Annotated in this window: 9 protein-coding genes and 1 riboswitch; of the genes, 5 read left to right on the top strand and 4 right to left on the bottom strand. The window is 68.9% G+C overall.

The features are described from left to right. The 3 genes from cydB to hisC form a co-directional block, all read right to left on the bottom strand. Entirely contained in the window at nucleotides 1-1,008 is a 1,008-nt protein-coding gene (cydB, locus tag H295_RS0104290) for a cytochrome d ubiquinol oxidase subunit II (protein WP_020134104.1), read from the bottom strand. 18 nt (nucleotides 1,009-1,026) lie between these two features. Beyond that, on the bottom strand, nucleotides 1,027-2,535 hold the full coding sequence (locus tag H295_RS0104295) for a cytochrome ubiquinol oxidase subunit I (protein ID WP_020134105.1): 1,509 nt from the start codon (nucleotides 2,533-2,535) through the stop codon (nucleotides 1,027-1,029). 197 nt (nucleotides 2,536-2,732) lie between these two features. Continuing rightward, entirely contained in the window at nucleotides 2,733-3,812 is a 1,080-nt protein-coding gene (gene hisC / locus H295_RS0104300; RefSeq protein ID WP_020134106.1) for a histidinol-phosphate transaminase, read from the bottom strand. 444 nt (nucleotides 3,813-4,256) lie between these two features. On the opposite strand from hisC, the gene H295_RS0104305 reads away from it, so the two are divergent. The 4 genes from H295_RS0104305 to H295_RS42755 all read left to right on the top strand — a co-directional run bounded on the left by H295_RS0104305 (nucleotide 4,257) and on the right by H295_RS42755 (nucleotide 8,412). Continuing rightward, on the top strand, nucleotides 4,257-5,369 hold the full coding sequence (locus tag H295_RS0104305; RefSeq protein WP_078616554.1) for a LacI family DNA-binding transcriptional regulator: 1,113 nt from the start codon (nucleotides 4,257-4,259) through the stop codon (nucleotides 5,367-5,369). A 353-nt stretch (nucleotides 5,370-5,722) separates the two neighbouring features. After that, complete coding sequence (locus H295_RS0104310) at nucleotides 5,723-6,778, top strand: metallophosphoesterase (RefSeq protein WP_028809033.1); 1,056 nt, start codon at nucleotides 5,723-5,725, stop codon at nucleotides 6,776-6,778. 193 nt (nucleotides 6,779-6,971) lie between these two features. Beyond that, entirely contained in the window at nucleotides 6,972-7,832 is an 861-nt protein-coding gene (locus H295_RS0104315) for a membrane protein (RefSeq protein ID WP_020134109.1), read from the top strand. A 235-nt stretch (nucleotides 7,833-8,067) separates the two neighbouring features. Continuing rightward, nucleotides 8,068-8,412 (top strand): DUF4240 domain-containing protein, encoded by a 345-nt coding sequence (locus H295_RS42755; RefSeq protein WP_020134110.1) that lies wholly within the window; start codon nucleotides 8,068-8,070, stop codon nucleotides 8,410-8,412. An 84-nt stretch (nucleotides 8,413-8,496) separates the two neighbouring features. On the opposite strand, the gene thiC is transcribed toward H295_RS42755, so the two are convergent. Then, on the bottom strand, nucleotides 8,497-10,332 hold the full coding sequence (thiC, locus tag H295_RS0104325; protein WP_020134111.1) for a phosphomethylpyrimidine synthase ThiC: 1,836 nt from the start codon (nucleotides 10,330-10,332) through the stop codon (nucleotides 8,497-8,499). After that, nucleotides 10,325-10,514: riboswitch (TPP riboswitch) on the bottom strand. (Overlaps the previous gene by 8 nt.) Before the next feature lie 839 nt (nucleotides 10,515-11,353). On the opposite strand from thiC, the gene H295_RS42765 reads away from it, so the two are divergent. Then, nucleotides 11,354-12,613, top strand: a complete 1,260-nt coding sequence (locus tag H295_RS42765; protein ID WP_020134112.1) for a YibE/F family protein — start codon at nucleotides 11,354-11,356, stop codon at nucleotides 12,611-12,613. Nucleotides 12,614-12,688 lie beyond the last annotated feature (75 nt).

Genomic DNA, 12,688 nt, shown 5'->3' on the forward strand with positions numbered 1-12,688 from the left:
TCAGTGCGCGATGTCGGCGGCGATGTGCTGTGTACCGATGCGCTTGCGGAAGACCCAGTAGGTCCAGCCCTGGTAGAGCAGAACCACGGGGGTGGCGATCACCGCCAGCCAGGTCATGATCTTCAGGGTGTACGCGCTCGACGAGGCGTTGGTGACCGTCAGGCTCCAGTCCGGGTTGAGCGAGGACGGCATGACGTTCGGGAAGAGCGTCAGGAAGAGCATCGCCACGGCGGCCACGATGGTGACGCCGGACAGCGCGAACGACCATCCCTCACGCCCGGCCTGGTTGGCCAGGAGGGCGGCGACCAGGGCAGCCACGGCGACCACCATGGCGACCAGACTCTTGCCGTCGCCGCTGTCGACCTGGGTCCACAGCAGGAAGAGCACCGCCAGTGCGGCGGTGACGAGACCGACCTTGAGGGCCAGCTTCCGCGCCCGCTCCCGGATCTCACCGACCGTCTTGAGGGCCGTGAACACCGTGCCGTGGAAGGTGAAGAGGGTGAGGGTCACCAGTCCGCCGAGGAGGGCGTACGGGTTGAGCAGGTCCCAGAGGCTGCCGACGTACTCGAAGTTCCGGTCGATCTTCACCCCGTGCACGATGTTGCCGAAGGCGACGCCCCACAGGAACGCGGGGACGAGGGAGGTCCAGAAGATCGCGGTCTCCCAGGTGCGCTGCCAGTTCTCCTCGGGCCGCTTGGCGCGGTACTCGAAGGCGACACCGCGGACGATCAGGCAGACCAGGATGACCAGCAGCGGCAGGTAGAAGCCGGAGAAGAGGGTGGCGTACCAGTCGGGGAAGGCGGCGAAGGTCGCGCCGCCCGCCGTGAGCAGCCACACCTCGTTGCCGTCCCAGACCGGGCCGATGGTGTTGATCAGGACGCGCTTCTCGACCCGGTTGCGGGCGAGGAGCTTGGTGAGGACGCCGACTCCGAAGTCGAAGCCCTCCAGGAAGAAGTAGCCGGTCCACAGGACGGCGATGAGCACGAACCAGACGTCGTGAAGTTCCATGACTCGCTCTCCCTCGGCCTAGTACGAGAAGGCCATCGGCTTGTCGGCGTCACGCGCGTCGCCGCCGATCTTCGTGGGCGGGTTCAGGTCGGCCTCGCTGAGTTCGGGCGGGCCCGCCTTGATGTACTTCACGAGCAGCTTGACCTCGACGACGGCGAGGACCGCGTACAGCGCCGTGAACGTGATCATCGAGATGAGGACCTCGGTCTGCGAGACGCCGGGGGAGACCGCGTGCCGGGTCTGGAGAACGCCGTAGACCACCCATGGCTGACGGCCCATCTCGGTGAAGATCCAGCCCCAGGAGTTGGCGATCAGCGGGAAGCCCAGGGTCCAGATCGCCACCAGCCAGTAGAGCCGGCCGAGCTTCGGGCTGAGGGCCTTGTTCCTGAACAGGACCAGGTTCGGCACCTCGTCCTCGCCGACCCGCAGGTGCTGCGGGAGCAGGAACTTCTTGCGGGTCAGCCAGAGTCCAGCCAGGCCGATCGCGAAAGACGCCATCCCGAAGCCGATCATCCAGCGGAACGCCCAGAAGGTGACCGGGATGATGGGCCGGTAGTCGCCGGGGCCGTACTTCTGCTGCTCGGCCTTGTTGGTGTCGTTGATGCCGGGGACGTACGAGTCGAAGGTGTCGTCGGCGAGGAACGACAGCAGGCCGGGGACGGACAGCTCGACGGTGTTGTGGCCCTTGCTGACATCGCCGTAGGCGAAGATCGAGAAGGGTGCCGAGTTCTGGCCGTCCCACAGCGCCTCGGCGGCGGCCATCTTCATCGGCTGCTGCTTGAACATGACCTTGCCGAGGGTGTCGCCGCTGATCGCGGTCAGCATTCCCGCGATGACCACGGTGATCAGGCCGAGCCGCAGCGAGGTCTTCATCACGGTGATGTGCTTCTTGCGGAACAGGTGGAAGGCCGCGATGCCGACCATGAACGCGCCACCGGTGAGGAAGGACGCGCTGAGCGTGTGGAAGGCCTGGGCCAGCGCGGTGTTCTGGGTCAGCACCAGCCAGAAGTCGGTGAGCTCGGCCCGGCCCCTGGCCTCGTTGATCCGGTAGCCGACCGGGTGCTGCATCCAGGAGTTGGCCGCGAGGATGAAGTACGCCGACAGGATCGTGCCGATCGAGACCATCCAGATGCAGGCCAGGTGGATCTTCTTGGGCAGCCTGTCCCAGCCGAAGATCCACAGGCCGATGAAAGTGGACTCGAAGAAGAAGGCGATCAGGGCCTCGAAGGCGAGCGGGGCGCCGAAGACGTCACCGACGAAGCGGGAGTAGTCGGACCAGTTCATGCCGAACTGGAACTCCTGCACGATGCCGGTGACCACGCCCATCGCGATGTTGATCAGGAACAGCTTGCCCCAGAACTTGGTCGCTTTGAGGTACTTCTCCTTCTCCGTACGCACCCAGGCGGTCTGCAGTCCGGCCGTCAGGGCGGCGAGCGAGATCGTCAGCGGGACGAAGAGGAAGTGGTAGACGGTGGTGATGCCGAACTGCCACCGCGCCAGGGTCTCCGGCGCCAGAGCCAGGTCCACGGCCGCTCCTAACTACGCGCTTGTGAAAGCGTTCACATTCACAAGCAATTATGACGCATGACAGTTCGAGCCGGGATGGGCGGGGGGTCCCTAAGTGGGTCCGATAGGTCACATCACACAGGGACCGGTCGGCACCTAGCGCACGGGGCGCCCCGGTTTCACGTGAAACCGGGGCGCCCCGCTCCTCGCGACAGCTGTCACAGCTCCTTGCGGAAGCCCTCCGCCACCTTCAGGAAGATGTCGTTCGCCTCGTTCTCCCCGACCGTCACGCGCACACCCTCGCCGGGGAACGGCCGGACGACCACACCGTGCTGCTCGCAGGCGGCCGCGAAGTCGACCGTGCGCTCCCCCAGCCTCAGCCACACGAAGTTGGCCTGAGTCTCGGGCACCGTCCAGCCCTGGGCACGCAGCCCCTCCACGACCCGGTTGCGCTCACAGACGAGCGAGCCGACCCGGCCCAGCAGTTCGTCCTCGGCCTGCAGCGAGGCGATCGCCGCCTCCTGCGCGACCTGGCTGACGCCGAAGGGCACCGCCGTCTTGCGCAGTGCCGCCGCCACCGGCTCGTGGGCGATCGCGAAGCCCACCCGCAGGCCGGCGAGGCCGTACGCCTTGGAGAAGGTGCGCAGCACGCAGACGTTCGGACGGGTGCGGTACAGCTCCACGCCGTCCGGCACCTCGGGGTCACGGATGAACTCCCGGTAGGCCTCGTCGAGGACCACCAGCACATCGCTCGGGACCCGGTCGAGGAACCGTTCCAGCTCGGCCCGCTGCACGACCGTGCCCGTCGGGTTGTTGGGGTTGCAGACGAAGATCAGCCGGGTGCGGTCGGTGATCGCGTCGGCCATCGCGTCCAGGTCGTGCACATCGCCCTCGGTCAGCGGCACCTTCACCGAGGTGGCCCCGCTGACCTGCGTGATGATCGGGTACGCCTCGAAGGACCGCCAGGCGTAGATCACCTCGTCCCCCGGTCCCGAGGTCGCCTGGATCAGCTGCTGGGCGACCCCGACCGAGCCGGTGCCGGTGGCGAGGTGGGAGACCGGGACGCCGAAGCGCTCCGACAGCTCGTTCATCAGGGCCGTGCAGGCCATGTCCGGGTAGCGGTTGAACGAGGACACCGCGGCCGCCACCCGCTCCAGGACGCCCGGCAGCGGCGGATAGGGGTTCTCGTTGGAGGACAGTTTGTAGGCCACCGGACCGTCGGCCGCGGCGGGCTTGCCCGGCTTGTAGGTGGGGATACCCTCCAGCTCGGCGCGCAGCTTGGGGCTCGTCTCGCTCACCGCAGTCCTCCTCGTGACCACCGACTCGTTGGCGGCCGGCTCCGTCGGCGGCCTCCAATACTGCTCACCTTATGAGGATTGGGCGCCGCTGCGTACAGGTGCGAGCCGCCGAGTCCGGCTCGGATCCGACCTCACACGCCCCACAGGCATCAGGGGCATCGCCGTACGAAGCCAGACGAATCGGGGGGCGCGGCCACATATATCTATGCGCCGGTGGCTCACGCCCTGGCGCGCGTCACCCGTGAAGGTGAGTTGAGACCTCTTCGAAACATCGGAGACTTGGCAGGCTCATGCGTGCCGACAAGTCACGTAGTGCCATTGGATCGTTTAACTGACTTTGTTTCACAGGTAGTTGATGGTTAATGACCTTGCAGAAACGTGCCTGTCAACGCGTGCATATGCGTCCGCCCTACCCCACCGCATGAGCCCTACTATCGGCTCGCCATGACAGCAGCAGGGAAGCACCAGGTGAGCCGCGCGGAAACCTCACGTCGAGGCAGCCGGCCGGGTCGGGCGGGCATCAGAGACGTGGCCGCCGCCGCCGGAGTCTCCATCACGACCGTGTCCGACGCCCTGAACGGCAAGGGCAGGCTCCCGGACGCCACCCGGCGCCACGTCAGGGAGGTCGCCGACCGGCTGGGGTACCGGCCGTCCGCCGCGGCCAGAACCCTCCGTACCGGCAAGTCGGGGCTCATCGGCCTGACCGTGACGACGTACGGGGATGAACCTTTCACCTTCACGGAGTTCGCGTACTTCGCCGAGATGGCGCGAGCCGCCACCTCCGCCGCGCTCGCCCGCGGCTACGCCCTCGTCGTCCTGCCCGCGACCTCACGTCACGACGTGTGGTCGAACGTCGCCCTGGACGGCACCGTGGTCATCGACCCGTCCGACCAGGACCCGGTCGTCAGCGAGCTGGTCCGGCAGGGTCTGCCGGTGGTCTCCGACGGCCGCCCGGCGGGCGCCCTCCCGGTCACCGCCTGGGTCGACAACGACCACGAGGCCGCCGTCCTCGGCATCCTCGACCACCTGGCCGACGCCGGCGCCCGCCGCATCGGCCTGCTGACCGGGACGACGACCGACACCTACACGCACCTGTCGACCACCGCATACCTGCGCTGGTGCGAGCGGGTGGGCCAGGATCCGGTCTACGAGGCCTACCCGGCGCACGATCCGTGCGCGGGCGCCGTCGCCGCCGACCGGCTGCTCGCCCGGCCCGACCGCCCCGACGCCGTCTACGGCCTGTTCGACCCGAACGGCACCGACCTGCTCGCCGCCGCCCGCCGGTACGGGCTGCGCGTGCCGGACGACCTGCTGATCGTGTGCTGCTCCGAGTCCACGGTGTACGCCAGCACCGAGCCGCCCGTCACCACGCTCTCCCTCAAGCCGCGCCGCATCGGCACGGCCGTGGTCCAGCTCCTCATCGACGCCATCGAGGGGGTCGAGTCGGACCAGCCGGTCGAGCAGGTGATACCGACGGAACTGATCGTGCGCACCTCGTCCCAGCGGCGCGCGCCGCGCACGACGGTGAGTCCGCCGCGGTCGCCGGAGAAGGGGTAGGCCGGACTCGGGAATCCAGTCCGGCGCTGGTTCTGCGCCCGTGCCCGTGCCCGTGGTTGCGCCTGCGCCTGCGCGTTCGTGTGGTGTCCGGCACTCCGCGTCAACGCCATGCGGTGGCCCGCCCCGGTGACCTGTTCCACCGGACATCTCCGGTGCGGGCCGGTGGACGAGGGACGAAGCCCGGCCCAATCGGGGCGAATGCCGCGGTGAACTGGAGTCTTGCTCCGATTCACCACCCCTGGGTCATCACATGGCGCGATCCGCATTCCTATGATGGGCCCACGACACCGCGGGGCCGCTGCGACCAGGCAGTCCGAAGCGGTGCAGATGCGGCGCGATGGTGGAGGGGTCTGATGACTCAGGGGGCCGGTCAGGGACCCGAAGTGGAGCGCACTGCGGTGCTGCGCGACTTCCGGGTGCCCGCGTACGTCAACGAGACCGGTCCGTACGGCCACAGCAGCGACGTCGTTCCGGCCCCCGACGAGGCCTACCCGGACGGGTACACCCCCACCGAGCAGGACCTTCCCGTCATCCACCCCGCCGACGGGCCTCAGGCCGCCGCCGACCACGAGGGGCTCGCCGCGGACGGCCCCGGCCCGCTGTTCGTCGTCGGCGACGTGCACGGCTACCTCGACGAACTGATGGCCGCACTCCACGAGAAGGGCCTCGTCGACGCGGCGGGCAACTGGTGCGCGGGCACCGCCCGGCTGTGGTTCCTCGGCGACTTCACCGACCGCGGCCCCGACGGCATCGGCGTCATCGACCTCGTGATGCGGCTGTCCGCGGAGGCCGCCGCGGCCGGCGGCTACTGCAAGGCCCTGATGGGCAACCACGAGCTGCTGCTCCTCGGCGCCAAGCGGTTCGGCGACACCCCCGTCAACTCCGGCGCGGGCACCGCCACCTTCCAGGCGGCCTGGCTGCTCAACGGCGGCCAGAAGACCGACATGGACCGCCTCCAGGACCACCACCTCCAGTGGATGTCCCGCCTCGACGCGGTCGAGGAGGTCGACGGCCACCTCCTCGTCCACTCCGACACCACCGCCTATCTCGACTACGGCGACTCGATCGAGGCGGTCAACGACACCGTCCGCGAGACGATCACGCGGAACGACGCGGACGAGGTGTGGGACCTGTTCCGCAAGTTCACCAAGCGCTTCTCCTTCCGCGACGAGGGCGGGGCCGACCATGTGCGCTCGCTGCTCGACACCTACGGCGGTGTCCGCATCGTGCACGGCCACAGCCCGATCCCCTATCTGCTCGGTGAAGTGGGCTCCGAGGAGGACGAGGACGATTCCGGTCCGGTGGTCGAGGGACCCCACGTCTACGCCGACGGACTCGCCATCGCGATGGACGGCGGAGTGACCATGGCCGGAAAACTGCTGGTCCAGCAACTTCCCCTGGATATCTGACGGTTCACGGGGCAGACGTTGCCCCCTGGTGGACCGACCGGAGAGCATGCAGGCCAGAGGCCAATTTCTGGAAACCCCCTGTCACCCTGTGCCGTAGCCGCTCTACCATCTGGTTATCCGTAGCAGGCTCCCCTCCGTTTCTGCCCGACGGCTCGTTGGCATGCGAGCCCCAAGCCCTACGGAGCATCGGGGGATGCACATGAACAGCGTTCCGCAGCACCTGCACAGCGAGGACCGCCAGGAGTACGAGCGGATCCTCGATGAGGCGCTGCGCTCCGCACCACACCGTCCCGAACTGGCCGCTGTCGGACAGCGGCTGAATCCCGAACAGCTGCGCACCATGGCGCTGAACGCCACCGCGATCATCACGGCGGCCGCCGCGACCGAGTACCAGCACTACGTGAAGGTCCGCGAGGAACAGCGCCGCCCGGCGCCGTCCACCCTGTCGTCCGTGCACGAACCCGGCCCCGCCGAGTCGGGCAGCGGTGCGATGGGGCTCGCCACCACCATGGGAGAGGTCGCCGAGACCGCCGGTGCGGGCGCCGTCGCCGTCGCCGCCGTTCTGACGCCCGTCCTCGCCGGGATAGCCGCGGCGATCTTCCTGCTCGTGGGCTACATCCTCCAGATGCTCAGCCCGCCGCCGGCGTTCGCCCACGCCATGATCACCATCGGATGGGTGTTCGGCGCCCTGACCGCGGCCGCGATCCTGGTCGCCGCGGGCGGCCTGCTGATCACCGCGCTGCGCAACCGCCCCACGCCCGACACGGCGTACGGCGAACTCACCGGGGAGGTGGCCCGGGCCAGGGACGCCTGGCGGGAGGCCCTGCTGGAACGCGGTCTGCTGCCCTTCCTCAGAGATGCCCTGGCCGACCCCGGCTCCGCCGCGCTGCACCACACGGCACCGCCGGCCCCGACCAGCCGTATGCCCAACCTGGGCTACGACCGCCCCGGGTTCAGCAGCCCCGACGACGGAGCCTCCGGCGCCCGCCCGAGCTTCACCAGCCCGGACTACACGAGCCCGGACTTCGGGGGGCCGGAACACCAGCCGGACTGACACCGCCCGGCAGAGCCCCTCGGCTTGCGTTCCCACGACGTGCTCACAGGGGAGCGCAAGCCGGATGCGGGGTGAGGCGGGGCAGGAGGTGAAGCAGGGGCGACCCTCACTACGCACGTTGACACTGTCCTGCGCTGATTGTCAGACCGGGACGGCACAGTGCGGCCCCATCAACAGACACCGGTTCCGGCCACCATCGAGTCTGGGCGGCGGCGGCTGCTCCGACGACAGCTTCATGGACTTCCGAGCCGGAGTGATCGCGTCCGGGCGGGACTGGTACGAGCGCACCGCCCAGGACCCCGACAGCCTCGCGGAGCACCCCGATGTCGTCGAGGCAGCGAACGCACGGGGTGACGAAGCCCTGTTCCACGAGGACGTGAACTACGCGGCCAGGGACGCCTTCGAACGCCTTGCAGGCAGCGCGGACGCCTTCGACGAGGCCTGGGCGACGTACCGGCCGGCCGACGGGCAGGACAACGAACCCACGGACATGGGAGAGGACTTCGACTTCGACGATCCGGAGGAGATGCATCGCCGTCTGCCCCGGCTCGCACGACTCTTCCTCGCGGAGCGCGACTGACCGGACGACCCGACTGAACCGGACGAGCAGGGCGGCCCGCGACGCCGCACAGTCGCGGGTGCGGGCCGTCCTGCCGGAGCGGGACTAATCCGCCAGCGGCAAGTACACCCGGTTCCCGCTCGCCGCGAACTCCTTCGATTTCTGCAGCATTCCCTCGGCGACCTCCTCGGGTGAGGCTCCTTCGGCCGCCGCCCCGCCGAACCGTTCGTTGATGCTCTGGCTGATCTTCATCGAGCAGAACTTCGGTCCGCACATGGAGCAGAAGTGGGCCGTCTTGGCCGGCTCCGCCGGGAGGGTCTCGTCGTGGAACTCACGGGCCGTGTCCGGGTCCAGAGCGAGGTTGAACTGGTCCTCCCACCGGAACTCGAAGCGGGCGTCGGACAGGGCGTCGTCCCAGTCCTGCGCCCCGGGATGCCCCTTGGCGAGGTCCGCCGCGTGGGCGGCGATCTTGTAGGTGATGACACCGGTCTTGACGTCGTCCCGGTTGGGCAGACCCAGGTGCTCCTTGGGCGTGACGTAGCAGAGCATCGCCGTGCCCCACCAGGCGATCATCGCGGCGCCGATGCCGGAGGTGATGTGGTCGTACGCCGGCGCGACGTCGGTGGTCAGCGGGCCGAGCGTGTAGAACGGCGCCTCCTCGCAGATCTCCTGCTGAAGGTCGATGTTCTCCTTGATCTTGTGCATCGGGACATGTCCCGGGCCCTCGATCATGGTCTGTACGTTGAATCGCTTGGCGATCGTGTTGAGTTCCCCGAGCGTCCTCAACTCCGCGAACTGCGCCTCGTCGTTGGCGTCCGCGATCGAGCCGGGCCGCAGACCGTCGCCCAGCGAGTAGGTGACGTCATAGGCGGCGAGGATCTCGCACAGTTCCTCGAAGTTCTCGTAGAGGAACGACTCCTTGTGGTGCGCGAGGCACCAGGCGGCCATGATCGAACCGCCGCGCGAGACGATCCCGGTCTTGCGGTTCGCCGTCAGCGGTACGTACGGCAGCCGCACGCCCGCGTGGACCGTCATGTAGTCCACGCCCTGCTCGGCCTGCTCGATGACCGTGTCCTTGTAGATCTCCCAGGTCAGCTCCTCGGCCCGGCCGTCGACCTTCTCCAGCGCCTGGTAGAGCGGCACCGTGCCGATCGGGACGGGGGAGTTGCGCAGCACCCACTCACGGGTGGTGTGGATATTGCGGCCGGTGGAGAGGTCCATGACCGTGTCGGCGCCCCAACGGGTCGCCCAGGTCATCTTCTCGACCTCCTCCTCGATGGAGGACGTCACCGCGGAGTTGCCGATGTTGGCGTTGACCTTCACCAGGAACCGCTTGCCGATGATCATCGGCTCGATCTCCGGGTGGTTGACGTTCGCGGGCAGCACCGCACGCCCCGCCGCGATCTCCTCACGGACCACCTCGGGCTCCACGTTCTCCCGGATGGCCACGTACTCCATCTCCGGAGTGATCTCCCCCCGGCGGGCGTACGCGAGCTGGGTGACTGCACTGCCGTCACGACTACGCCGAGGAAGGCGGGGTCGGCCAGGGAACACCGCGTCGAGGTTGCGCAGGTTGCCGCCGCGCGGGGAGGTGTGCTTGATCCCGTCGTCCTCGGGGCAAACGGGACGGCCCGCGTACTCCTCGGTGTCCCCGCGGGCGACGATCCAGTTCTCCCTGAGCGGGTCGAGCCCCCGGCGGACATCGGTCTCGGTGAGCGGATCGGTGTACGGGCCCGAGGTGTCGTACAGCGTGACCGACTGCCCGTTGGTGAGGTGCACCTGGCGGACCGGCACACGCAGGTCGGGGCGCGAGCCCTCGACATACGCCTTGTGCCAGCCGATGGACTTCCCGGCCTCCGTGGGGGGTTGTGCTGGGCTTTCACCCTCGATGGACTGTTCGTCCTGGTTGGAGGCAGGCGTGCGTGCGTCCTTGATGGTCATGAGACCTACTCCCTACGCCGGCATTACCCGGTAACAGGTTCGGCGGTCGACGCAGCGGCTTCCGTCTGCCGACGTTTCGTGGGGAACGTCACTCTCGCGTGAGGACGTTCCACGTGAAACATCGCTGGGACGGAGGTCAGCGCCCTCTCAGCCCGGTGCTCCGAGCTCCCGCGTGTACAAAGGTGCCACCACGCTAGCGTCAATTCGGGCGCGGTGAACAGGGGGCCCCTTTCGTTCTTGCGATGATCGGGCGGTGACCACGACACATCAGCCCCCGTACCCGCCTCCCGAGCCGCAGCGCCGACCGGGCTCCGGAAACGGCCCCGGAGACGGACCGGGAAGCGGCGGCCCCGGAGACGGTCCGGGAGGCGGCCCCGCGGTCGGCAACGGTCGTACGGGCGCGCCGGATTCTGGAGGCTGGGACGCTTTCGGGCACGGGCGGCCACAGGGGCGTGGGCAGGGATCCGGCCAGGGGCTTGGCGGGCCTGGCCAGGGGCCTCGCGGGCGGGACCAAGGGCTTGGCGGGCCTGACCAAAGGCAGAGTCCCGGGCAGGCGGGTCCTGGGCGTGCTCCGGGCTATCCGCAGGGCTACGGGTCGGGAGCCGGTCACGGGCAGGGGCAGCGCCCCGGGTATGGCTCCAACGGCCGCGGCGAAGGTTTCGGTGGCGGCCACGACCGTGGCGAGGGGTTCCAGGACGGGCACGGTCACGGCGAAGGCTTCGGTGACGGCCTCGGTCACAGCGAGGGCTTCGGGGGCAACGGCCACGGCAGCACCCACGCCCCCCATGACGGTCACGGACACCATCCCGGCGCCCCTGGACACGACCACGGCCACGGCCACGGGGACAGGGGCGATGGAGGCAGCGGAGACGGAGGCAACGGCGGTGGCGGCGGCGGTGGTGGTCACTCGCACGGCCACAGTCACAGCCACGGTCCGGCGACTCCCGTCTCCAAGCATCTGCGGAAGGTCATCGCGGCGATCCTGATCCCCTTCGCCGGGGCCGTCGTCGTCGGACTCGCGGTGCTGTGGCCCGGTGGCGCCCCGGCGCACGAACGCACCGGGGTCGGTTTCGACCGGCAGACCCAGCAGGCCACGGTCACCAAGGTCGTGAGTGTCAGCTGCAAGTCGGTGAACGCCGGAGGGCAGACCCCGACCGGGGACACCTCGACCGCTGAGGGCTCCTCCGCCGAGCAGCAGGCGAAGGGCAGCTGCAAGAAGGCGACGATCCGGGTCGACACCGGCGACGACAAGGGCCGCACCTTCACGGAGATCGTCCAGCCGGACCAGTCACGGCAGCTGGACGAGGGCGAGAAGGTCGTGGTCGCGTACGAGCCCTCGGCGCCCAGGGACCTTCAGTACTCGGTCGCCGACGTCAACCGCAGGTTCCCGATGGGGCTGCTCGCCGGCATCTTCGCGCTGGTCGTCGTGATCGTGGGGCGGTTGCGCGGTGTCATGGCGCTGGTCGCCCTGGCCATCAGCTTCCTGCTGCTGAACTTCTTCGTGCTGCCCGCGATCCTCCAGGGCTCGAACCCGCTGGTCGTGGCGGTGGTCGGGGCCAGCGCCATCATGCTGATCGCCCTCTACATGTGCCACGGCCTGTCGGCCCGGACGTCCGTGGCGGTACTGGGCACGCTGATCTCCCTGCTGCTGATCGGCGTCCTCGGCTCGCAGTTCATCGGCTGGGCTGCGCTGACGGGCAACACGGACGACAACACCGGTCTGATCCACGGGCTGTATCCGTCGATCGACATGAGCGGTCTGCTTCTCGCCGGTGTCATCATCGGCTCGCTCGGTGTCCTCGACGACGTGACGGTCACCCAGACGTCGGCGGTGTGGGAACTGCACGAGGCCAACCCGACCATGGGCTGGCGAGGCCTGTACCGCGCCGGTATCCGTATCGGCCGCGATCACATCGCCTCCGTCGTCAACACCCTCGTGCTCGCCTACGCGGGTGCCGCACTGCCGCTGCTGCTGCTCTTCTCGATCGCCCAGTCAAGCGTGGGCACGGTCGCCAACAGCGAGTTGGTGGCGGAGGAGATCGTGCGCACCCTGGTCGGCTCGATCGGGCTGGTCGCCTCGGTTCCGGTCACCACGGCTCTCGCGGCCCTGGTGGTCTCGGCCGACCGGCCGGGGGCGGAGGCAGCGGGAGCAGGGGTAGGAGGGTCCGCGACGGCACCCCCTGCACCGGCACCAGCACCAGCGACAAGTGTGAGCGCGGGGACGGCCGACGCCCGTCCGACTCCGGCCCGTGGCGGGAAGGGTCGCCGCCGGAGGCACTGAGCGGCCGCGACAACCCGGCAGGCCCGCACTCAGGCAGGCGTGCGGCTTCCCGCCGTACCGAAAGGATCACGGCGG

This window comes from Streptomyces sp. 351MFTsu5.1 (genome assembly GCF_000383655.1).
GTDB lineage: Bacteria > Actinomycetota > Actinomycetes > Streptomycetales > Streptomycetaceae > Streptomyces > Streptomyces griseorubiginosus.